Source organism: Bradyrhizobium sp. SZCCHNRI1009 (assembly GCF_032487575.1).
Lineage (GTDB): Bacteria > Pseudomonadota > Alphaproteobacteria > Rhizobiales > Xanthobacteraceae > Bradyrhizobium.
The window spans coordinates 115,779-137,817 of record NZ_JAUEUL010000015.1 but is presented as its reverse complement, the minus strand read 5'-3'; the positions used below and the strand labels follow the sequence as shown (position 1 = coordinate 137,817).

Genomic DNA, 22,039 nt, shown 5'->3' with positions numbered 1-22,039 from the left:
TGGTTCATGGTGTAGGTCGTGAAGCTCGCCGCCGAGTTGCTGTGGCAGTTCGAGCATTGCAACGTCCCGGTCGGGATATGTGGCGGCGTCGTCATGCCCTGCGCCGTCCTGCCGTTGTGGCAGGTGGAGCAATTGGTGTCGGTGGCCTTGTGAGAAAACGCCGCGCCGCCCCAGCTGGTGAAGCCGCCGCTCGCCGCCTTGGCGTGACAGCTGACGCAGTCGGCGCCGCCGGTGGCGACGTGGTTCGGATACGACGCGGTGCCGAGCGCCCCCTTGGTGCCCTGCCCGGTGTAGTTGCCGTTGTGACAGCTGTCGCAGCGCGCCGTCGCCACCGCCGCGTGGTTCATGGTGTAGGTGGCAAAGCTCGCCGCGGTGTTGCTGTGGCAGTTCGAGCACTGCAGCGTCCCGGTCGGGATATGTGGCGGCGTGGTCATGCCCTGCGCCGTCTTGCCGTTGTGACAGGTCGCGCAGTTGGTGTCGGTCGCGGCATGCTTGAAGGCCGCACCGCCGAAGCTGGCCGTGCTGGTGTGACAGGACTCGCAAGGCAGATTGGTCTGGAGATGATTGCTGGACTTGCCGCGCGCGGTCGTCCCGTTGTGACAGTTGGCACAACCGGCGACGATGCCGGCGTGGTCCATCTTCATTCTGATGCGAAAACTCGCCGTCGACCTGTGGCACACATCGCATGGCGCTGCGGTCGTGATATGATTCTTCGACTTGCCCCGTGCCATCACACCGTTGTGGCAGGTCGTACATGACGCCTTCGCCTGGGTATGATCGATCGCCCGGACGTCCTTCCATGTCGAAGTCTGATGGCAGCTCTCACAGCGCCGCGTGGTCATCGGGTGATTGACGGACATGCCCGCCGTCTGCGCGCCGTTGTGGCAACTGGCGCACTGCGTCTGCGTGCCCTTGAACCGCCCGCCGACGTGACAGGACGAGCACTCCACGCCGACATGGCTTCCGGTCAGCGGAAACCCGGTCGAGACGTGATCGAATGAGCTCTGCGCGGCAGCGTGCCCTGCCAACACCAGAGTGAGCAGCACACAGGCGAGCAGCCACTGCACCATGCGGTGCGAGGCTCGCGCCAACAGCCCCAGTCTGCTGTAGCAGCTGCTCAACTCCAACTCCGCTCTTCACTCTCGACTCGATCGCCAGCCGGACATCCGACGGCGACCGGCCGACCCCAATCCAGCCGAGACCGTTGAGCGTCCGCCGCTCGGCGGTCGCCCTGACAAACCCAAGACACTCTTGCGGATTCCCCCTACGGCCCGGCGGCACGTCTTCCCCAGCCACCGAATACTCGAAACGCTCCGTGCTCCCTTGATCGAGCGCTGCATCGATTAGGCGATGACGGAGTCACCGGCCAGATCACGCAGCCTTCGCTACGCCTACGACAGAGCTTCCAGAGACGCGCAAAGCTGGCCCAAAACTGGGCCAAGCTGAACTCAAGCTGAATGGAGGTTTAGGTTTCTGACCTCACCCGCGCGCGATGGTCCGGCAAGCCCATCACGCAAGCCATTGATCTGCATTCGTACTGATCAGTATTGCGAGCTCTTATCAGCTCGATACGATGTCAGACGTCTTATGCAGTAGCCAACGCGGCCGTTCGAATCAGTTCCTGATCTGAACGTTGCGCCATCCCGTTGCGACATGGCAGCGCTCGCACGTCTGACCGAAGGTACCATTGTGCACGTCCGAGCTGCGATGACAGCTGAAGCAATCCATCGGCAACTTCAGATCCGGCGGCGACTTGGTCTTGTGACAGGCCTCGCAGGTGATCTTCTGGTGAACGCCAACAAGTGGGAACCGCGTCTGCCGCGCATGATCGAAGCGCCATAGCCGCCATCCGTTCGGATTGTGGCAACTGGCGCATCGCCCGCCGAGTTTCCCCTGGTGGAAATCCTTGTGGCAGCTCTCACAGGCCATCGGGGTGTTCTTGTAGGTCGGCGTCCGGTGGCACTCCTCGCAGGGCACCGACTTGTGCAGGCCGATCAAGGGGAAGCGCGTGATTTCATGATCGAAGGAGAGCTTCTTCCGCCAGCCCATATCGCTATGGCACGTCTCGCAACGCTCACCGAGCTTGCCCTGATGCGGATCCTGCTTGCGGTGACAGGACACGCATGAGGTCGCGAGCTTGTCCCAATAGAGATCACCCGTATGGCAGCCCTCGCACTTCACCTTGGCATGGGCATTTCGCAGGGGGAAGCGGGTCTTGTCGTGATTGAAGCGGACCGTCTTCCACTTGTCCTGATCGTGGCAGGTCTCGCACTTGTCGCCGAAGCGGCCGCCATGGACGTCCTGAAGACGGTGACATGAGCCACAGGAGGTCGGCAGATCCTTGTATTGCTGACCGGAATGACACGTCGCACAAGCGACCGACTTGTGGGCGCCCACGAGGGGAAACCGGGTCTTGGTATGGTCGAACTCCTTGGTCGCGCGCCATTTCACCGCCGTGTGGCAGTTCTCGCAGCGTTCACCGAGTCGACCGCGATGCGGATCAATCGCCTTGTGACACTCGAAACAGGTCGAGGGCGCGTTGCGGAACTTCACCTTCGCGACGTGACATCCCGCACAAGGCACGGTCTTGTGCGCGTCGACAAGCCGGTAGTTCGTCATGTCGTGGTTGAAGGTCTCCTTGTCGAGCTGGACGATGTCGGTTCCACGCCCCTTGTGGTCGGTGTGACACTGCCTGCACTCCTGGCTCAGCGCCGCCTGGTCGCGTCCGTGCAGGCGCTCACGCTGCCTGCGATCGACGGCAATCTCCTTGTGGCAATCGAGACAGAGGCCCGACTGTGCTTTCCGCGTATAGGCTTCGTGGCACTTTCCGCATTCGCTCTCGAGCTTGGCATGCTTCTCGACCAACGGGCCCGGCATGACGAGCTTCTCCAGCAACGTCTGCGCCCGCCCCCCGGCCGAGAGCATCGCAACGCCGGCCAGGACGGCGACGACGACCGCAACACGCCACCGCATCACGCAACTCCGTCAATAGTGATGGACGGCCCAGACATGAACGACGCCCGCCAGCAGCATGAGAAAAAACAGCGGCAGATGAAGCACATGCCACAGCGAAAACAATCGTTCGAAGAACGTCAGCTCAGCGGCCTTGCGTACCGCAGCGGCGTAGCGCCGCACCACCTCCTCGATTCGCTTCTCGCGACGCCGCCGCTCGGACCACGACCATCGCGCGCGCTTGGCTTCGGCGCGAATGAGCCGGCGCGCTTCCGCAACCACATTGGCGCGCAGCCGCCGCGTGCGCGCTGCGATGACCGCGCCGGTCCGCAGGCTGCCCAGCGCGGTTCGGGGTACCCTGTTGTCGAGCCCCTTGCTGAAGGCGGCCAACTCCCGCGACACGAACGAGACGGCCTGCATCTCCTGACCGAGCTCCGTTCGCATTGCCTCGGCCTCGGCGAGCAGCTCCTTGACCCGCGCTCTCCCGCCATGGAGGCCCATATGGATCTTGCCATAGATGTAACGGCCGACCACGCCGCTGATCGCCACGATCAGCATGGTGAAGAACGCCACATTGCTGTTGAGCGCCCCCAGCTGGAAATTCGCATGGAACAGGATGAGCACGGGACCGATGACGCCGAGCAGCATGTGCGTCCTGAACCAGAACGGCACCGAGCCGATCCCGCGCAGCGACTTGAAGCGCTTGCGCATCGAATAGGCCAGCAGCGACAGCATCGCGACGCTGCCGTAGATCCCGAGCCAGTATCCGGTGCCGGAGCCCGGCGTAATATACTCCTCCTCCTTCTGCAGCCACCCCACGGTAATCGCTCCGAGAACGACGACCGTGATGACAACCGGAATGGTTCCTCGAAGAGGATTGCCCCGCGCGCGAGCGACCGCTGCTCTGCTCATGACCTCGACGTTTCCTGTGAAACCCGAATGCCGGATTGGCGGAAGCCAGACTCGTTCGCGGATCTCCGGATCTCAGTCGAGAGACCACTTAGTGATAACCACTTGCAACATCCCCATCCGTCTTCCGACACCGACGTCATTAGTCCGAAATCAGTGCGAGCCATATTTCCGCCGACGGCATCTGTTCAACGAATGATCCAATCCTTGTCTCCAAGACGTCAGATCATTCTGGAATTTCTATGTCGGCATCTCTTGAGAGGAATTTGCATCTAGCACCGCATCGAACCTCTTCACGCGGAGTTCGCGGCCAGCGGCTCTCTTCTGCTGTTAGTTCATAAGCCAAGGGAGCGAGACGACATGGCGCTCGATCTCCTGATCGTCTACGCCGCGCCGATGCTCGGCGTCTGGGCCACCTACATGGCGGTGCGCAAGAGAAGAGAAATAAAGAGCGTCGCGAAGCTCTCGGCCGCCAAGGAAGCCGGTCTGCTTGAGCCGGCATCCTTGCATCCTATCATCGATCCCGCCTTGTGCATCGGCTGCGGGTCATGCGTCAGGGCGTGCCCGGAGGGCGACATTCTCGGCCTGATCGGCGGCAAGGCGTCGCTGGTCGAACCTTCGCATTGTATCGGACACGGCGCCTGCAAGGCGGTGTGCCCCGTGAACGCCATCACGCTGGTGTTCGGCACCGAAACGCGCGGCATCGACATTCCAAACGTGGACGAGGCGTTCCAGACCAACGTACCCGGCATCTTCATCGCCGGAGAGCTCGGCGGGATGGGGCTGGTCCGCAACGCCATCGAACAGGGGCGCCAGGCGATCGACTCCGTCCGCAAGGTCAAGAACATCGGCAAGTCCGACATGCTCGACGTCGTGATTGTCGGCTGCGGTCCGGCCGGACTTTCCGCCAGTCTCGCCTGCCTGCAGCATCGGCTGCGCTTCGTGACGCTGGAGCAGGACTCGCTTGGCGGCACCGTCGCGCACTTTCCCCGCGGCAAGCTGGTGATGACGGCACCTTTCACGCTGCCGCTCGCGGGCAAGTTCAACTTCAGAGAGCTCAGCAAGGAGCAGTTGATCACCTTCTTCATGGGGATCGTGCGCAAGGCCCGCCTCAAGGTGAACGTCGGCGAGCGCGTCGAGGCCGTCACGCGAATGGGAGAAAGCTTCGACGTCAGGACGAACCGCGGCAGCTACAGAACGCATGCCGTGCTCCTGGCGATCGGGCGCCGCGGAACGCCACGCAAGCTGGAAGCTCCTGGCGAAGAGCAGAACAAGGTCGTCTATCGACTGATCGACCCCGAACAGTATCGCGGCCAGCACGTGCTCGTCGTCGGTGGCGGCGACGCCGCACTGGAAGCCGCGTGCTCCATCGCCGACGAGCCCGGCACGACGGTGACCCTCTCCCATCGCAGCGAGTCGTTCAGTCGCGCCAAGCTGAAGAACCGTGAACGGGTGGAAACAGCCGCTCGATCGGGGCGGCTCCGGGTCATCTACAACTCTGCGGTCAAACGGATCGGCAGTGACGACGTCGACATCGATGCCGGCGGTAGCACGAGCACGATCCGAAACGATGCCGTCATCGTGTGCGTCGGCGGCATTCTGCCCACCGCATTCCTGAAGAGCATGGGTATCGAGGTCGAGACGAAATATGGCACGGCTTAAGTCCTCTCACGTCATCATCCCCCTGATCTGTCTCGTCGGCTCGACCGTGCCGTCCGTCGCCCCGGCCGGCGAAACGCTGGCCGGCTTGAGCTCCGAAGCATCCGCGAGCCAGGCGGCCGATGCCGCGATCCGCGCCGGACATCCCGAGGACGCGCTGAAGCTGCTCGAGCGCGCCGCCAACGCCGGGGATCCGGAGGCGCAGTACCGGCTTGCGTCGCTCTACCGCGCCGGTCTCGGCACCAGAGCAGACGACACGCTGGCGTTCAAATGGATGGAGGCAAGCGCAAGGAAGGGACACGTCAAGGCGCAGTACAATGTCGCAGCGATGTGGCTCGCGGGCCGCGGAACACCGTCCGATCCCGACCGGGCGCGGGAATGGCTGCGCAAGTCGGCGGCGGCTGGCTATCAGCCCGCCGAGCAGTTGATGGCCGACATGGCCAGCCGAGACGCGCGACCCCGCGCCAGGGAGCCGGCGCGCGAAGCTGCGCGCAGGCCGCCACCGACGCTCGATGCGCAGGCCGCCATGCGAAACGGCCATCCGGCCATCATCGACGCCGCCCTGCGCGGCCAGTTCGATCCGATGCGCCAGCTCATCGCTGCGAAGGCTGACGTCAACGCGGTCAACGAGGACGGCGATACGCCTCTGGCGATCGCCGCGGCCGCCGGGCATCTTCGGCTGGTGGAGCTCCTGCTCGCCTCGGGAGCCAACCCGAACACCGGCAACCGGCGCGGCGACACGCCTTTGATGCTGGCAGCGGACAAGGATCATGGAGACATCATCAAACTGCTGCTGACGAAGGCGGCCGACCCATCTGCAGCGCGTGCAGATGGCACGACCGCACTATTGATGGCGCTCAGCCGCTGCAACGGCGCCGCGATCGCCGCGCTCCTCGACGGCGCCTCCGGCAGTCTGCCCGCGTCGGCGGACGGCCGGACCCCCCTCATGATCGCGGTCGCGTCGTGCACCAATGGCCCGCTCGATCGGCAACTCGTTCAGAGATCCGACCTCAACGCCGCCGATGGGCAGGGCCGCACCGCACTCTGGCACGCGGCCGGCAATGGCAATACGCACGCGATCGGACAACTGATCCGCGCCGGTGCGGACGTCAACCGCGCTGACGCCGACGACAAGACGCCGTTGCTGAATGCCATCGAAGGCCGCAGCGCCGCGGCCTCGCTGCTTCTGTTGGACCATGGGGCCGACCCGAAACGCGCGACAAGAGGCGGAAATACCGCCCTCATCCTCGCTGCGCGCGCCGGGCTTGCGGATGTCGTCAGTGAGCTTCTCAGGCGCAAGGCCGACCCGAACGTGCGCAATGGCCAGGGCATGAGCGCGTTGATGATGGCGGCCCATGAGGGGAACATCGGCATTGCGCACAGCCTTCTCGCCGCCGGCGCCGAAAAGCAATTGAGGAACAAGCGGCGCGAACGTGCCACGGACATCGCCGCTGCCAGCGGTCACAGCGATATCGCCAAGCTTCTGGAATAGCGGACGATTCCGTTTCGCCTCCCTGCCTATCATGCGGTCGACGTCGCGTTCGCTGCTCGCTGCTCGCTGGCGCCGCAGACGATTCGCGCGTTATTTATCAATGAACATAACGCTCCATACCAAGACGCCTCGATGATACCGCTCTCCGGCCGTGAGTGCGAATGAGTTGCAGTTACACTACGATGCACGTCGATGGATCATCATCATTCCGTACGAATGATGCCTCATTCGGCGCATTGATTGTCGACGCATCACAGACACTTGATAGTTAGCTGCAGGAATATCCGCTGCAGTCGGAGATACCACATGACAGCGGAGGTCGGATCGTTTGCGCTCATTCTCGCGCTCCTCGTGTCGCTGGTGCAGTCGATCGTTCCGTTCGCAGCGCTGCGCCGCCAATCCGAGATGATCGCCGGCTTCGTTCGGCACGCTGCCTTGACTCAGTTTCTGTTCGTCTCGATCGCATTCGCATGCCTGACGTCGCTGTTTGTCCACTCCGACTTTTCAGTCCAGGTCGTCGCAGCCAATTCGCACACGCTCAAGCCGCTGCTCTACAAGGTCTCCGGAGTCTGGGGAAACCATGAGGGATCCATGTTGTTGTGGGTCCTGATCCTCTCATTGTTCGGTGCTGCCGTTGCATTGTTCGGAACGAACCTTCCGGAGCGACTGCAGAGCAACGTCCTCGGCGTGCACGGCATGATCGGCCTCGGCTTTCTGGCGTTCATCGTCTCGACATCGAATCCGTTCGCGCGGCTGGTCGATGCTCCCCTCGAAGGCAACGGACTGAATCCGATCTTGCAGGATCCCGGCCTCGCCTTTCATCCACCGTTTCTGTATCTGGGCTACGTCGGCTTCTCGATGGCGTTCTCGTTCTCGGTCGCCGCGCTGATCGAGGGAAAGGTCGATGCCAGCTGGGCCCGCTGGGTCCGACCGTGGGTGCTCGCGGCCTGGTGCTTTCTCACGATTGGAATCACGCTGGGCAGCGCATGGGCGTACTACACGCTCGGCTGGGGCGGCTGGTGGTTCTGGGACCCCGTCGAGAACGCGTCCTTCATGCCGTGGCTTGCGGGGACTGCGCTGCTGCATTCCGCCCTGGTGGTCGAACGTCGGAGCGCCCTCCAGAGCTGGACGATCCTGCTGGGGATCGTGACCTTCTCATTGAGCCTGATCGGGACCTTCCTGGTGCGATCCGGCGTGCTCACCAGTGTTCATGCCTTCGCACAGGACCCCTCGCGTGGCGCATTCATCCTGGCGCTCATCCTGGTGGCGACCGGCGGGGCGTTGACGCTGTATGCGATCCGAGCCCCAAGCCTGAAGCACGGTGCGCTGTTCGCGGCCGTCAGCCGCGAGAGCGGCCTCGTCCTCAACAATGTGCTGCTCACGGCAGCCGTGGCCACCGTGTTTCTCGGCACGTTCTACCCGCTCCTCGTCGACATGCTCGGAAACGACAAGATCTCCGTCGGTCCTCCCTACTACAACCTGACGTTCGTTCCGATCATGGTTCCGCTGCTGCTTGCCATGGTGATCGGCCCGGTTCTGAAATGGAAGCGCGATCTCCTCGTTGCGGCCCTGCAACGACTCCGCCTGGCCGGAGGACTTGCGGCATTCATTGCCGTCGCGATCCTCATCGCGACGTTCGGACAGCGTTTCCTGGTCGCGTTCTTCTTCGGCATCGCCGTCTGGCTCGTGATCGGCTCGCTGATGGTGCTGGCTCATCGCGTCCGCCTCGGCATGACGACTCCCCTGGCGACCTCGCTCAACCTCGCGCGCACCACCCCGCTCGCGGTCTACGGCCTGGTGCTGGCCCATGCGGGAATGGGCGTCACCGTCGCAGGCATTACCGGGATGACCGCGTGGGCCAGCGAGAAGGTGCAGATGCTGCGGCCGGGCCAGAGCCTGCAGCTCGCGGGCTACGACATCAAGTTGCGCTCGATCGGAAAATTTCCAGGCCCCAACTACGAAGCCGAGCGTGGCACGTTCGACATCACGCGGAACGGCAAACCGTTCACGCAGCTTTCCAGCGAGCGCCGCTTCTATCCCGTCAGACAGCAGCAGACGACCGCCGCCGGCATTCGAACCAACCTGCTCTGGAACGTCTACGTGACGCTCGGCGATCCCGACGACAAAGGCGCGTGGGCGGTGCGTTGCTACTATCACCCTCTGGTGCCGCTGGTCTGGATCGGCGCGCTGATGATGGCGTGCGGCGGCTTCGTCTCGCTGGCCGACCGGAGATTTCGTGTCGGTGCTCCGCGACGGTCGATGCGGGCCGTACCGACTGCCGTTCCTGCTGAATAGGACGAGATATGCCGCGCCTACCCTATCTCATACCGCTCGCGGCTTTCGTCGCACTGGCCGCTGGACTGGCTTTCAGCCTGACCAACGATCCGCAGCGGATGCCCTCGACCCTGATCGACAAGCCGACCCCGCGTTTCCAGCTCGCGTCGCTCGACGGCAAGGGCGGCGGTCTTGCCAGTACCGACCTGCAGGGCGACGTGGTCCTGCTCAACGTGTTCGCATCCTGGTGCCCCGGATGTCGCGTCGAGCATCCCATGCTGCTCAAGCTCGCGGAGAGCTCCGCGATCCCGATCTATGGGCTGAACTGGAAGGACGATCGGAACGACGGCAAACGGTGGCTTGCCAAGCATGGCAGTCCCTATGCCCGTGTCGGCTCCGATGAGTCCGGCCGGACCGGCATCGATCTTGGCGTGACCGGCGTTCCCGAAACCTTCGTGATCGATCGGGCCGGCCGCATCCGCTTCCGCTATCCCGGCCCGCTGACCGAAGATGTATGGCGGGACGATTTCGAACCTCTGCTGAAGGCACTCAGGAGCGAGTCATGAACTGCCGGCGGATCAAGCGCGCGGCCGAAGCGCTGCTCGTCAGCTCGCTCGTGCTGACGGCGACCTGGTCGCCATCTCGTGCGGTGCTTCCCGACGAAATGTTGCGCGACGAGGGGCTGGAGGCCCGCGCGCGCGCGCTGGGCCAGGAGCTGCGCTGCGTCGTTTGTCAAAATCAGAGCATTGACGACTCCAACGCTCCATTGGCGCATGATCTGAGGGTGCTGCTGCGCGATCGCCTGCAGGCCGGCGACAGCGACCGGCAGGCGGTGGACTTCCTGGTCGCACGCTACGGCAACTTCGTCCTGCTCAAGCCTCCCTTACAGTGGAATACCATCGCGCTGTGGATCGGTCCCCTGCTCGCTTTGCTCACGGCCGCCGTCGGCTTCGGCCGCTACGTGCGCCGGGCGGCAGCCAATGCGAGTGCGCCCGAGGCGGAGCACGTCGCTCCGCTCAGCGCCGACGAACTCGAAGCCATCGAGGCGATCCTCGATCGAAGGAGCCTTTCATGATGCTGTGGCTGATCCTGACGGCGATGATTTCCGTGGCCGCCGTGCTCATATCGACACCATTCATCCGCAGCTACGAGCGGAGGCGGTTGGCTTCGGCTCAGGGACTTGCCGTCCACCACGACCAGCTCCGCGAGATCGAGAACGAAACCGCACGCGGCCTGATCGACAAGTCGGATGGCGAGAACGCGGCCAGCGAGATCAAGCGGCGCATTCTCGCCGCAGCCGCCGCCGAACAGCCGCCGGCGCCCTCCCTCACCAGCTCCGAACGAAAATTTGCGCTCGCCGTCGTCACGATGACCGTGGTGTTCGGCTCGGTCGTCCTGTACGCGGTCATCGGAAACCCGGATGTCCCCGCGGCCGCGCCGGTCCAGACCGCCGGCGGCACGACGCTGAAGTCGGTTGGCGAAGCGCGAACGGACGCCGGCACCCAGGCCATTGCGTCGTTGGAGCAGATGGCCGGCCAGGACGGTCGCGACCGCCCGCAGCAGGGCAGCGGACTGCCGCCGGTCGAAGAGATGATCCAGCGTGTGCAGACCCGACTGGAGCGAAATCCCAGGGATGCGGACGGATGGCGGCTGCTGGGCTGGTCCTTGTTCAACATCGAGCGCTTTGCGGAGGCGGCGCAGGCCTATGCGCGCGCAATGGAGCTACGGCCAAGCTCGGCAGAGTACCGCAGCGCGCGGGGCGAAGCGCTGGTGCGGGCCGCGGACGGCACCGTCAACTCCGAAGCCCGCGCGGATTTCGACGAAGCACTCAAACTGGATCCCAAGGACGCGCGCGCCCGTTTCTTCATCGGCGTCGTGAAAGAACAGGATGGAGACAAACGGGGTGCGATGGCCGACTGGACGGCGATCGTATCGGAGGCCGATCCGAACGAGCCGTGGCTGCCTGATCTCAAGCAGCGGCTCGGCGCGCTTCGTCGCGAGCTCGGGGAGGATGACGGCTCGCCATCGCCCGCCCGGCCGAACCTGTCCGCCGAGCGCATGCAGGAACTCCTGCGCTCCGGCAAGACCGCGCAGAGCGAGCCGGCGGAGCCGCGCGGCCCCCGCGCCGAGGACATCCGCAAGGCGGAAAGCATGTCCACACAGGATCGCAACCTCATGATCCGGGGCATGGTGGATGGCCTTGCGAGCCGACTCGAACAATCACCGCGCGATGCAGAAGGCTGGATCAAGTTGATCCGCTCGCGGGTGGTGCTGGGTGACGTCGAGGCGGCGAAACAGTCGCTGCAACGCGCACTGTCGGTCTTTGCGGAGGACGCCCCGGAGCGCACGCGCATAGCTGACGCAGCCAAAGAGCTCGGGATCAATCCATAGCGTTCGAGGGCCCGATCCGCGTGTCCGCATCGTCGGAACCCGTTCGGCAACCGGAGGAATGGCAATGCGCATTCTGCTCATAGAGGACGAGCCCGTCTACGCGGAGCGCATCAGGGAAAGCCTGGCCGATGCCGGTTTCGAGGCGGATCTCGCCACCGATGGCAGGCAGGGCTGGATGCTGGGCAACAGCCAGCCCTATGATGCCGCGGTCCTCGACCTCGGCCTGCCGTGCATTTCGGGCCTCGACGTGCTGCAACGCTGGCGTCATACCGGGCACACGTTGCCGGTGCTGATCCTGTCCGCCCGCAGCGGCTGGGTCGAGCGTGTCAACGGCCTGAACGCAGGCGCGGACGACTATCTCGAAAAGCCCTTCAAGGCGCAGGAGCTCGTCGCGCGGGTCAAATCGCTGCTCCGTCGGGTTTCCAGCAGACCGGAGGCCGTGCTGCGCCTCCGGCAGATCGAATTCAACGCGGCGGCTGGCCTGGTCAAGAAGGACGGGGAGATCGTCGATCTGACTGCACTCGAGTTGCGCGTGCTCGAGTTCCTCATGCGCCGCGCCGATCATATCGTGTCGCAGACCGAGCTGCTGGAGCACATCTATCCGAGCAGCGACCATCGCGACTCCAATACGGTCGAGGTCTACATTGCCCGGCTCAGGAGAAAGCTGGGGCGTGACTGCATTCGCACCGTCAGGGGCATGGGATATCGCTTCGGATAGAGCCATGTTCAGCCGCAACTTCCGAGCCCGGATGATCGCGGTCGCCGCGATCTGGATTTCCATCGTCTTGTTCGCCAGCGGGCTCGGGCTCTCGATCGTCATTCGCCGTGTCGTCGAGGCCCATTTTGATCATGACCTGCTGGATCACGCCCGCGAGCTCGCCGATCTCGTCGAACTCGACGCAGCGCAGCGGCTGTTCATCGCCCGCAATCTGAGCGATCCGCGTTTCTCTCCGGCCAAATCCGGAATGTATTGGCAGGTCATCCTGCAGAACGGCGAGACCGTGCGTTCGCCCTCGCTACAGGACGACCTCTCTCTTTCAGTCACGCCCGACCAGACCCGCGAGGGCTCGCTGCCTCCCTCCACGGCGCTGGCGAATGTGGAAGGACCGACCGGGCCGATGCGGATGGTCCGAAACATCAGCGAGCCGGCTCGTCTCGGGCAACCCGTTGAAATCCGAATCGGTGCCGACGAGCGACTGATCAGTGACGAGATGGAGCACCTCAATCTGACACTGATGGCGACGCTGGGTCTGCTGGCCCTCGCCATGGTTGGCACCGCCTACGCTCAGGTCGCCTACGGCCTGCGGCCGCTGCAGCGGATGAGTCGCGCCATCGTGGACGTGCGCAGCGGCAAGACCACACGCCTGCCCGAGGACCTGCCGGAGGAAATCATGCCGCTCGTCACCGAACTGAACGGGATGATCACGGCAAACCTCAGCATGGTCGATCGCGCTCGCGTGCTCGCAGGCAGTTTTGCACACGCGCTGAAGACGCCTCTGGCAATCCTCGACGAGGAGGCCGCACGGCTGAAAGCATCCGGTCAGGAGGGCCACGCGCAGATCCTGTCGGAGCAGTGCTCGCGCATGGCGCTGCTCATCGACTACCAGACGGCGCGCGCAAAGGCCTCCACGATCGCGAATGCAGGTGCGTTTGCGGTCGTCGCAGACGTCTTGAGGAGCGTCATCAATACCTACTCGCGATTCAGCCCCGGGCACGACCGGCGGTTCGAAGTCGAAGGAGCGGCCGACGTCGTCGTTGCCTGCGATACGAACGATCTGACCGAACTCATCGGCAACCTGCTCGACAATGCGGCAAAATGGGCACATGACCTCGTCGTGGTTTCGATCGAGGATCTCGACAGCTCCGTCTTGATCACGGTGGAGGACGACGGGCCCGGCATTCCAGTCGAACATCGAATGCGCGTGTTCGACGTGGGCACGAGACTTGACGACGCGAAGCCGGGCACTGGCCTCGGTTTGGCGATCGCCCGCGACCTGACCAGCCTCTATGATGGCCGACTGTGGATCGAGGATTCGCGAATTGGGGGCGTCGCCCTGAAGCTCGCACTTCGAAAGAAGGGTGATCCAAGCTCATCGTGACATGACTGGTGCCCGCAAAGCGACCGCAGCGGCATACGGCACGAAGCCAGTGGAGCAGGAAATCACCATGGCAAGATGCCCTGGGCCAGCGAGCCAACGACGCCAGCCGTAGTCGGTGAGAGGCTCCTTTCGAACAGCGCGGGTCAGCAGCGTCCGCAAAATCGCAAGCTTCCCCGGCCGCGCTATCTCAGTGTCGAGAGATAGGCGACGACATCGGCCCGCTCCTTCGCGTCCGCCAATCCTTTGAAATACATCTTGACCCCGTGAACGTCCCCGCGAGGATCGGCGATATAGGCATCCAGTGCCGCTGCGGTCCAAGGCGCGTTGTTCTTTTTCATGCTCTCCGAATAGGCGTAGTCCGGCACGGCCGCTGGCTGGCGTCCAACGATGTTCCAGAGGCTCGGGCCGACCTTGTTGACGCCGATCTCGGCAGAGTGGCAGTTATGGCAGATGCGCTGGAAAATGCCTTCCCCGGCGACCGGATTGCCGTCGAGCGCGCGGGCGCTCGGTGCCAGGCTGACGAGAACGGCGACAAGAACGATGCGGCGGAGCATGCGAGATCTTTCCCTTTTCGATCCGGAGCGGGGCGCGGGCCAGCCCCCCGGGCCAGGCCGGCGAGCAGATCCGCGCAGATGATCGGACGACAGCCCGGCCCAAGTCCTTGTTCTGGATCAAGCCACGCAGTTGCCGTTGCTGCTCAATTGGTCTAATCTTCTAAAAAAACGAACGATCACCAACAACCCAAAGTGTCGTTCTGGGAGGTGCCCGATGGGAGACGCCGATCCTCGGCCCCCGCGTCCGTCTGGCGTGACTGCTGCAAAGTCCAAGGCTGCAACGGAGGCCGCTGCGGCGGCCGACATCTGCAGCCAGTTGCCGGCCGACGGGTTGGCGATGGTGCTGATCTTCCTGTCGCCCCACTACGATCCAAACGAGTTCATGGTGGAGGTGACGACCCGTCTTGCGGACATCCCCGTATACGGCTGTACGACGGCCGGAGAGCTGTCGCCCGATGGCTGGGACGACAACAGTGTCGTCGCTCTCGGATTTGCCGCCGAGGATTTCACGGTATTCGCACAGCCCATCTTCGGGTTGTCGGGCTTTCGCGTCGATGAAGGACGTCGCCTCGGCAACCAGCTGAGGCAGGATCTGTCGCGGCACGGTGGTCGCGACGACGACGGCGTGTTCGGACTCGTCCTGATCGACGGCATGTGCCAGCGCGAAGAGGCGATCATGTCGGCGATCTACGCCTCGCTCGACAATATTCCCCTGGTTGGCGGGTCGGCCGGCGATGGTCTGCGGTTCGAGCGCACCTGGGTCTTTCACGACGGCAAGGCCCACACGGACATGGCTGTGCTGATCCTGATCAGGACGTCATTGCCGTTCCGGCTGTTCAAATGCGACAATTTCGAGCCGACCTCGACCAAGATGGTGGTGACGGAGGCCGATCTCGAGCAGCGCATCGTCAAGCAGCTCAATGCCGAGCCGGCGGCGGAGGAATATTGCCGCGCGATCGGAATCGCCGATTCCGAGCTCGACCCGTTCCTGTTTGCAGCCCATCCGGTCCTGGTGCGAGTCGGCGGCTCCTATTTCGCGCGCTCGATTCAGCGCGTCAGCCCTGACGGCTCACTCCGGTTCTTCTGCGCGATCGACGAAGGCATGGTGCTGACGGCGGCGAGGTCACGCAATTCCGTGGCGGCCGCCCGCGAGATGCTGGCCGAGGTCCGCGACGAGATCGGCGAGGTCTCGATCTTCATCGGTTTCGAGTGCATCCTCAGGCGTCTTGACGCGGAGCAGCATCAGTTTGCGCGGGAAATGTCCGAGCTCTATCGCGACAACCGGATCGTCGGATTCCATACCTATGGCGAGCAGTACGGTTCAATGCATGTCAATCAGACGCTGACCGGGGTCGCGATCGGCAAACGTGGAGCGACGCAGCAATGACCGCCGCGGCGTCTCCGGAAGACCTGCAGCGCGAAGCGGCCAAGCTCAGGAAGATCAACGCCGCGCTGATGTCCCGGGTCGAACGCTCGATGGACCAGCAGTTCAACGCGTTCTCACTGTTCGAAACGGCGATTGCGCTCGATCAGCAGGTGCGCGAGCGAACGCGCCAGCTGCGTGATGCGCTGCGTTCGATCGAAACCGCCAACAAGGACCTGTTTCGGGCCAAGCAGCAGGCTGAAGCGGCGAGCTCCCTGAAATCCTCGGTTCTCATCTCCGTCACGCATGATCTGCTTCAGCCGCTCAACGCCGCGCGGCTCACGCTCTCGACCTTGGCGGACGAGGTCTCGTCCGATCGCGGAACGGCCATGGTGGGCCAGGTCGACCATTCGCTGGCCATGCTCGAGGATCTGCTGCGATCCCTGCTGGAGATTGCCAAGCTCGATGCCGGAGCCCTGCGCCCCGATGTCAGGCCCGTTCTGCTCTCGACCCTGTTCGAGCCGCTCGAACGCGAATTCGCCCCGATCGCGGCCAAACGCGGGTTGTCCCTGCGCATTTGTCCGTGCTCGATCGCCGTGGTCTCGGATGCCATGATGCTGCGGCGCATCTTGCAGAACCTCCTCGCCAACTCCCTGCGCTACACACGGCAGGGCGGCGTCGTCATGGGATGCCGGCCGGGGCCGGGAGCTGGCCGGGTTCGCATCGAGGTCCACGACACCGGCCCGGGGATTCCCAAGCCGCAACAAGAAGCGATCTTTCTCGAATTCCAGCGCGGTCGGCCGAGCGCCGAGGATCAGGCCGGTTTTGGGCTGGGCCTGTCGATCGTTCGTCGCTTCGCCAAGGCATTGGACCATGAGGTCGGGCTGGCTTCGCGGGTTGGACATGGGTCCACATTCAAGCTCGAGCTCGACCGCGCAGACCCGGCAGCCGTACTGCCGGATCCACATCCCGCGGATCACGTCGACCACGACTATGGCGGGCTCGAAGGCGCCAAGATCCTGCTGATCGAAAACGACCTGGCCACCGCCGAGGCCATGGTCAGTCTGCTGGAAAAATGGGGCTGCGACGTCGTAGCTACAGCGTCGTTGAATGACGCCTTGCAGCGTTTGAGTGCGCTCGGCGCAGTCCCTGAGACGATCATCGCGGATCTGCACCTGGATGGCGACGAGAGCGGGCTTGCCGCCATCCGGGACATCAGGCAATTCCTTGGCCGAGATGTTGCGGCCATGATCGTGACCGCCGACTATTCCGAAGACGCAGCCAGGGAAGCAAGCCAATACGGGCTCGAGATCTTGACCAAGCCGGTCAGGCCTGCGGAGCTTCGCGCGCTGTTGTCGTTCTTGCTGTCATGAGCGCTTCAGCGCCGTTTGCCCGAGCTGGCGTGCGCGGCTCGCTGATGAGGTTCACGAAGTCGATCTTTTCCATCTCGATGATGGCCTTGGTCCTGCTCATGACGCGAAGCTTGCGCAGGATCTCCGAGACGTGGACCTTCACTGTCGTCTCGCAGATCCCGAGCTCATAGGCGATCTGCTTGTTCTGCAGTCCACGGCGGATAAGGTCGAGCACGCGCAGCTGCTGCGGCGTCAGCTCGTGAAGACGCTTCAGGAGGTCCTGAGCAGGAAGCCGGCCACGGCGCGCGCCGGCGCAGAGGGAGCCGCCTTCAACATGGACCTCGCCGCGCAGCACGGCGTTGATTGCCTCGGCAAGCTGCTGCTTCGAAGTCGATTTCGAGATGTAGCCGGAGACACCCAGCGCGAGCACGTGGGCGACGAGGTCCGGGTCCCGATGCGCGGAAACGACCAGGATCGGCGTGCGCGGCGCGGTCTTGCGGATGCGGATGACGCCGGAGAGTCCGGTCGTTCCGGGCGTCGAGAGGTCGAGCAGGATCAGGTCGAATCTCGGCGGAGATGAAAGAAGCCCAACGGCCACGTCGACGGACGTCGCCTCGCGCATCTCGGCGTCAGCCAGAGCGGCGCGGATCGCGCTCTCCAGCGCCTCGCGAAACAGCGGATGGTCCTCGACGATGAGCAATCGAGCCACGTGCCTGTCCCCTCCCCGGCCAGATCGAAGGTCCGGCCTATTCAGTGTCGCGGATCCGACATTCAACCAGCGTGCGCGCCGCGTCTTCGAAGGAACGTCAGAACCGGAGCATCAGCGATATCGCGTTGGCTGGCATCAATCAACGACCAAGACGCCATCGACGTCGCCACGCCTGCGGTGGCCGTGAAGTCTTGCGGCGCAACAATTCCGCTACAGGTGTTTTCTGCCCGAAGCGGTGCGCGATCCCTGACGGTCGGCCGGCGCGTTCAGCGCGATCTTGCCGATCTCGATGATGGCCTTGTTGCGGCTGAACAGGCGGAGTTTTCTCAGGATCTCGGTGATGTGCGCCTTGACGGTCGACTCCGCAAGCTGAAGCTCGCCGGCGATTTCCCGGTTCTGATAGCCACGCCTGATCAGGTCGAGGACGCGAAGCTGTTGCGGCGTCAGCTCCTCGAGACGCGCCTGCAGCGCGCGAGATGAGCCCTTCCCGTGGCGCTCGACCGCGGGCACGAAGTCTTTCGGGACCGAGATCGAGCCGCTGAGCACGCGCTCGATCGCGGACGTCAGCTCGCGCTTCGAGGTCGACTTCGGCAGATAGCCGGCCGCGCCGAGCGAAAGCGCCTCGCGCACCACGTTCTGGTCCTCGTCACTCGAGACGATCGCGACCGGAAGCCGCGGATGGGCGGCGCGAAGCCGCTGGAATCCCGAGAAGCCCATGGCATCGGGCAGCGTCAGATCGAGCAGCGCCAAGTCGATGTCGGGTTCGAGCGCGAGGGTGCTGAGGGCATCGGCAATCGACAGCGCCTCGAAGATCTCGGCGTCGGGATGCGCCAGACGCACCGCATTGCCGAGCGCTTCGCGAAACAGGGGATGATCGTCGATGATCAGAAAGCGCGTCATGTCCGACCTTCACTCGCTGCCAGCACGTGCCGGGGGATCCGGCAGATCGTGTCGGCCGGTGTCGCTCCCTCAATTTGCCGTCTCTGACGACTGCACGGTCAGCAGGAATGTATAGATGCTCTCGAACTGGTCGTCGGTAAAGACCTCCTTCCAGGCGGGCATGCCCTTGGAGGGACGGCCTTCATGCACGGTGGTCCAGAATTTGTCGCGCATGTCCTCACCGTAGCGGGTCTGCAGCCGTCGCAGGTCGATCCGGCGTTCTGCCTGCACGGCGTCGGGTCCGTGACAGTGGGCGCAGGTGCCATTGAAGATCTCTTTGCCTAGCGTCACCGCCTCGGTCTTCGACTCGCTCGCAGTCGAGTCCGAAACGCTGGTCACGACGGCCTCGGCGACCGGCTGGCGGAGAAGCGGAGCGGGGTCAGTTGTCGACGCCAGCTTGATCGGGCGCGGCACGGCGCCGAGCCTGATCGACGGCTCGCTCGGCAGCCCGTATTTGACCGCGAGCTCGGCGATCCGCGGCGCGAGCTGCGGCAATGCGGCGTCGATCTGATCGCGCAGTTGGCCGGAGCTCTTGGCAAGGCCGATCGCGGCATCCCAGGACAGCCCGTCGCCCTCGACCGGCTGGATCCGGAAGCCGCTCTGGTACGTCGTCTTGTTCAGCCAGCCTGCAACCGGCCCCCAGACGAAGGCGACATCGGCCCTGCCCTGGGCCAGCGCCGCAAGGCCCTCGTCCGGCGTCAGCACCGTCACCTTCTCGATGTCGTCGCGCTGGGCCAGCAGGTTTTGCGGCGTGGTCTGGTATTGCACGGCGACGCGCTTGCCTCGGAGATCGTCGATGCTGTGAACGATGAGCGTCCCGCGGCTGACGAGCGCGTAGGTCTCGGTCGCGATCTTCTTCGAGAAGATCACGGCCGGTCCCATGAAGTCCGCTGACAGCGGCAGGCCGATCATCGCGTCGCACTGCTTGCCCAGCAGCGTCACGCGCACGGTTCGCTTGCCGAAATAGGATTTGTACCAGTCATAGGCCACGGGGCGGCCGAGTTGCTGTGACAGCGCCTGACCGACCTCGAGATAGAATCCCGGCTGCGTTGGATTGTTGCTCGAGAACGGAAGATTGGTCGGATCCGCGCAGAGTCGCAGCGGCTCGGCCTCGTTGGCCTGACCCGCCGCCGACGAGGCCAGCAGGGTGGAGGCCATCAAGGCGACGAGAGCCGTCGCGCTTGCTGACAGTTCGGCGGCCCGCCTATTCGAGCCAGTCTGACGGCGATTCAGGCGCATCCTCGATCCCTCAGGTCTTGTTTATCTGTTTATATGGTACGGCTCGGTCTCGCGAGCGGGCCGCCTTCCTTCGTCCGCTTGATGCGGATTGGCCGAACGCTGCGCATGTCCCCGCTGCCGGGGACACGCGTGGCCGTCGTGAACTCTGCGGCTATTGGACCGCGAACACGAAGAGGGCGCCGCCTTCGGGAGCTGCGTTCGTCATCTTCTTGCCGATCTCACCCAGGAACGCCGGGATCGAGGCGGTGCGACCAACGACGACGGCGACGTATTGCTTGCCGTCGACCGAATAGGTCACCGGGCCGGCGCCGATGCCGGAGCCGAGATTCTTCTTCCAAAGGATCTTTCCGGTCTTGGCGTCGATGGCGCGGAAATCGCCGTGCAGATTGCCGGAAAAGACCAGACCGCCGGCGGTGCTGAGCGTACCTCCGTTGAACGGAAGGTCTTCCTGGATCGACCAGACTTTCTTGTTGTTCACGGGATCCCAGGCGATGAGCTCGCCGAGGAATCCGCCCGGGCCTTCCTTGGTCGGGAATTCCGCACCGAGATAGAACACGCCGCGCTTGTACGAGACGTCGCTGACCGCCCAGTCCATGCAGACATTGTTGGTCGGGATGTAGACCAGGCCGGTGTCCGGATTGTACGACATCGGCTGCCAGTTCTTGCCGCCGATCAGGTTCGGGCAGACGTCCTTGACGGGATGTCCAGGGCCCGGCCGCTTGTCCGGGTCCTCGACCGCGCGCAGGGTCGAAATGTCCCATTTCTGCGCCCAGTTGGCGAAGACGTACTTTTCGGCCGAGATCACCTTGCCGGTCTCTCGATTGGCCACGAAGAAGAAGCCGTTGCGATCGGCCTTCATCAAGGTCGGAACGGCTGCGCCGCCGACCTTGAGATCGGCGAGGATGGCTTCGTTGACGCCGTCATAGTCCCAGGCATCGGCAGGCGTGGTCTGGATGTGCCACTTGATCTTGCCGGTGTTCGGATCGAGCGCCAGCGTGGACGCCGTATACAGATTGGTCAGCTTGCCGAAATCGCCATTGCCGGTCGAGCGCACGGCGGTGTTCCAGGGACCGGGGTTGCTGGTGCCCCAATAGACCGTGTCGCTCTTCGGATCGTAGGAGCCGACCAGCCAGGCCGCGCCGCCGCCGTGCAAGCCGGTGTCGCCCTTCCAGGTCTCGCTGCCGGGCTCGCCGGGCGCAGGCACGGTATAGGTCTGCCAGACCAGCTTGCCGGAGTTGATGTCGTAGGCCTGCAGCGAGCCGCGCACGCCGTACTCGCCGCCGCCGAAGCCGGTGATGACCTTGTCGCGCACGACCAGCGGCGGCGAGGTGATCACCGATCCCTGCTTGTAGTCGACCACCTTCGAGGTCCACAGCTCCTTGCCGGTGGCGGCATCGAGCGCGCTCAGCTTGCCGTCGAGCCGGCCGACGAACAGTTTGCCGTCGGCATAGGCGATGCCGCGGCTGTTCACGTCGCAGCAGGCATATTGCAGCGTATCGTCCGGAATCTCCGGCTCATAGGTCCATTTGCGCGCGCCGGTCGCGGCATCCAGCGCGTAGACGTATTTCGGGCCCCACGACGTCGAGACGTAGAGCGTGTTGCCGATCACGATCGGCGAGGCCTCGTTCGAGCGCAGCGAGGCCAGTGAGAACGAATAGACCAGCGACAGCTTACCGGCGTTCTCGGTGTTGATCTCCTTGAGCGGGCTGAACCGGGTGTTGCCGTAGTCATGTCCGGCCATCGCCCAGGCGCCGGGCTCGCTGGCGGCCTTCAGCGCCGAGTCGTTGGCGCGGACGCCCAACGTGCCGGCGACAAGGAAGGCAACCGTCGAGATGCCAGCCAAGAATCTCCTGCTCGTGAAATTCATCAGTTCCCTCCGCCTATGTCTTTGTTGTGTTCGTATGACGCGTGCGCGCGAGGCCCCAGATGAGCAGTCGCGGTGCAAGCACCGGGGCGATTACAGCATCAGCGCGGCCCGGCTCTCATAGGCGGAAGGTAGTAGGCGGCGGGGATCAGGGTTGAAGGCCGATTACGGCGTCCTTTCAGCGGCTTATCGAAATTCCGTGACCTGCGAGCGGAAGGATCGTTATCGCGCTTCCACTGCGCG

18 protein-coding genes are annotated in these 22,039 nt (G+C 64.0%); 10 read left to right on the top strand and 8 right to left on the bottom strand.

Annotated elements, in window-relative coordinates; translation table 11 throughout:
* From QX010_RS23665 to QX010_RS23655, 3 genes are all read right to left on the bottom strand, one after another.
* A partial coding sequence (locus QX010_RS23665) for a cytochrome c3 family protein (protein WP_316182189.1) occupies positions 1-1,121 on the bottom strand: 1,121 nt, incomplete at its 3' end.
* Positions 1,122-1,614: 493 nt separating this feature from the next.
* On the bottom strand, positions 1,615-2,973 hold the full coding sequence (locus QX010_RS23660; protein WP_316182187.1) for a cytochrome c3 family protein: 1,359 nt from the start codon (positions 2,971-2,973) through the stop codon (positions 1,615-1,617).
* Between the two features lie 12 nt (positions 2,974-2,985).
* Positions 2,986-3,771 carry a pyridine nucleotide-disulfide oxidoreductase gene (locus tag QX010_RS23655; protein ID WP_315804954.1) on the bottom strand — a complete coding sequence of 262 codons (786 nt, stop codon included), beginning with the start codon at positions 3,769-3,771 and terminating at the stop codon, positions 2,986-2,988.
* 450 nt (positions 3,772-4,221) lie between these two features.
* Between QX010_RS23655 and QX010_RS23650 the strand changes: the two genes are divergently transcribed.
* From QX010_RS23650 to QX010_RS23615, 8 genes are all read left to right on the top strand, one after another.
* Positions 4,222-5,523, top strand: coding sequence for an NAD(P)-binding domain-containing protein (locus QX010_RS23650; protein ID WP_316182185.1), 1,302 nt, complete (start codon positions 4,222-4,224; stop codon positions 5,521-5,523).
* Positions 5,510-7,012, top strand: a complete 1,503-nt coding sequence (locus QX010_RS23645; protein ID WP_316182183.1) for an ankyrin repeat domain-containing protein — start codon at positions 5,510-5,512, stop codon at positions 7,010-7,012. The genes QX010_RS23650 and QX010_RS23645 overlap by 14 nt, the downstream gene beginning before the upstream one ends.
* Before the next feature lie 306 nt (positions 7,013-7,318).
* Positions 7,319-9,307 carry a heme lyase CcmF/NrfE family subunit gene (locus tag QX010_RS23640; RefSeq protein ID WP_315804968.1) on the top strand — a complete coding sequence of 663 codons (1,989 nt, stop codon included), beginning with the start codon at positions 7,319-7,321 and terminating at the stop codon, positions 9,305-9,307.
* An 8-nt stretch (positions 9,308-9,315) separates the two neighbouring features.
* Entirely contained in the window at positions 9,316-9,852 is a 537-nt protein-coding gene (locus tag QX010_RS23635; protein WP_315804951.1) for a DsbE family thiol:disulfide interchange protein, read from the top strand.
* On the top strand, positions 9,849-10,361 hold the full coding sequence (locus QX010_RS23630) for a cytochrome c-type biogenesis protein (RefSeq protein ID WP_315769962.1): 513 nt from the start codon (positions 9,849-9,851) through the stop codon (positions 10,359-10,361). The genes QX010_RS23635 and QX010_RS23630 overlap by 4 nt, the downstream gene beginning before the upstream one ends.
* Complete coding sequence (gene ccmI / locus QX010_RS23625; RefSeq protein WP_316182181.1) at positions 10,358-11,677, top strand: c-type cytochrome biogenesis protein CcmI; 1,320 nt, start codon at positions 10,358-10,360, stop codon at positions 11,675-11,677. The genes QX010_RS23630 and ccmI overlap by 4 nt, the downstream gene beginning before the upstream one ends.
* A 64-nt stretch (positions 11,678-11,741) precedes the next feature.
* Positions 11,742-12,395, top strand: a complete 654-nt coding sequence (locus QX010_RS23620) for a response regulator transcription factor (RefSeq protein WP_315804948.1) — start codon at positions 11,742-11,744, stop codon at positions 12,393-12,395.
* A gap of 4 nt (positions 12,396-12,399) precedes the next feature.
* On the top strand, positions 12,400-13,776 hold the full coding sequence (locus QX010_RS23615) for a HAMP domain-containing sensor histidine kinase (RefSeq protein WP_316182179.1): 1,377 nt from the start codon (positions 12,400-12,402) through the stop codon (positions 13,774-13,776).
* Between the two features lie 182 nt (positions 13,777-13,958).
* On the opposite strand, the gene QX010_RS23610 is transcribed toward QX010_RS23615, so the two are convergent.
* Entirely contained in the window at positions 13,959-14,330 is a 372-nt protein-coding gene (locus tag QX010_RS23610) for a c-type cytochrome (RefSeq protein ID WP_316182177.1), read from the bottom strand.
* Positions 14,331-14,544: 214 nt separating this feature from the next.
* Here QX010_RS23610 and QX010_RS23605 point away from each other — a divergent pair, with 214 nt between their 5' ends.
* Both QX010_RS23605 and QX010_RS23600 read left to right on the top strand, forming a co-directional pair.
* Complete coding sequence (locus QX010_RS23605; RefSeq protein ID WP_316182176.1) at positions 14,545-15,717, top strand: FIST N-terminal domain-containing protein; 1,173 nt, start codon at positions 14,545-14,547, stop codon at positions 15,715-15,717.
* Entirely contained in the window at positions 15,714-17,066 is a 1,353-nt protein-coding gene (locus QX010_RS23600) for a hybrid sensor histidine kinase/response regulator (RefSeq protein ID WP_316182174.1), read from the top strand. Before QX010_RS23605 ends, QX010_RS23600 begins: the two co-directional genes overlap by 4 nt.
* Here the strand turns inward: QX010_RS23600 and QX010_RS23595 are convergent.
* The 4 genes from QX010_RS23595 to QX010_RS23580 all read right to left on the bottom strand — a co-directional run bounded on the left by QX010_RS23595 (position 17,020) and on the right by QX010_RS23580 (position 21,775).
* Positions 17,020-17,754, bottom strand: a complete 735-nt coding sequence (locus tag QX010_RS23595) for a response regulator transcription factor (RefSeq protein WP_316182172.1) — start codon at positions 17,752-17,754, stop codon at positions 17,020-17,022. The two genes, QX010_RS23600 and QX010_RS23595, sit on opposite strands and share 47 nt — an antisense overlap.
* A gap of 210 nt (positions 17,755-17,964) precedes the next feature.
* A complete protein-coding gene (locus tag QX010_RS23590) occupies positions 17,965-18,654 on the bottom strand; it encodes a response regulator transcription factor (RefSeq protein WP_315804942.1) in 690 nt (229 codons plus the stop codon).
* Positions 18,655-18,723: 69 nt separating this feature from the next.
* Positions 18,724-19,851 carry a c-type cytochrome gene (locus QX010_RS23585; protein ID WP_316182170.1) on the bottom strand — a complete coding sequence of 376 codons (1,128 nt, stop codon included), beginning with the start codon at positions 19,849-19,851 and terminating at the stop codon, positions 18,724-18,726.
* 232 nt (positions 19,852-20,083) lie between these two features.
* Entirely contained in the window at positions 20,084-21,775 is a 1,692-nt protein-coding gene (locus QX010_RS23580; protein ID WP_316182168.1) for a PQQ-dependent methanol/ethanol family dehydrogenase, read from the bottom strand.
* Between the last annotated feature and the right edge of the window lie 264 nt (positions 21,776-22,039).

Excerpts from the sequence above, each read along its gene's own strand:
- QX010_RS23610 (WP_316182177.1), bottom strand. The coding sequence starts at position 14,330 with ATGCTCCGCCGCATCGTTCTTGTCGCCGTTCTCGTCAGCCTGGCACCG.
- QX010_RS23635 (WP_315804951.1), top strand. The coding sequence starts at position 9,316 with ATGCCGCGCCTACCCTATCTCATACCGCTCGCGGCTTTCGTCGCACTG.
- QX010_RS23615 (WP_316182179.1), top strand. The coding sequence starts at position 12,400 with ATGTTCAGCCGCAACTTCCGAGCCCGGATGATCGCGGTCGCCGCGATC.
- QX010_RS23645 (WP_316182183.1), top strand. The coding sequence starts at position 5,510 with ATGGCACGGCTTAAGTCCTCTCACGTCATCATCCCCCTGATCTGTCTC.
- QX010_RS23640 (WP_315804968.1), top strand. The coding sequence starts at position 7,319 with ATGACAGCGGAGGTCGGATCGTTTGCGCTCATTCTCGCGCTCCTCGTG.
- QX010_RS23585 (WP_316182170.1), bottom strand. The coding sequence starts at position 19,851 with ATGGCCTCCACCCTGCTGGCCTCGTCGGCGGCGGGTCAGGCCAACGAG.
- QX010_RS23660 (WP_316182187.1), bottom strand. The coding sequence starts at position 2,973 with ATGCGGTGGCGTGTTGCGGTCGTCGTCGCCGTCCTGGCCGGCGTTGCG.
- QX010_RS23605 (WP_316182176.1), top strand. The coding sequence starts at position 14,545 with ATGGGAGACGCCGATCCTCGGCCCCCGCGTCCGTCTGGCGTGACTGCT.
- QX010_RS23620 (WP_315804948.1), top strand. The coding sequence starts at position 11,742 with ATGCGCATTCTGCTCATAGAGGACGAGCCCGTCTACGCGGAGCGCATC.
- ccmI (WP_316182181.1), top strand. The coding sequence starts at position 10,358 with ATGATGCTGTGGCTGATCCTGACGGCGATGATTTCCGTGGCCGCCGTG.
- QX010_RS23590 (WP_315804942.1), bottom strand. The coding sequence starts at position 18,654 with ATGACGCGCTTTCTGATCATCGACGATCATCCCCTGTTTCGCGAAGCG.
- QX010_RS23630 (WP_315769962.1), top strand. The coding sequence starts at position 9,849 with ATGAACTGCCGGCGGATCAAGCGCGCGGCCGAAGCGCTGCTCGTCAGC.
- QX010_RS23650 (WP_316182185.1), top strand. The coding sequence starts at position 4,222 with ATGGCGCTCGATCTCCTGATCGTCTACGCCGCGCCGATGCTCGGCGTC.
- QX010_RS23600 (WP_316182174.1), top strand. The coding sequence starts at position 15,714 with ATGACCGCCGCGGCGTCTCCGGAAGACCTGCAGCGCGAAGCGGCCAAG.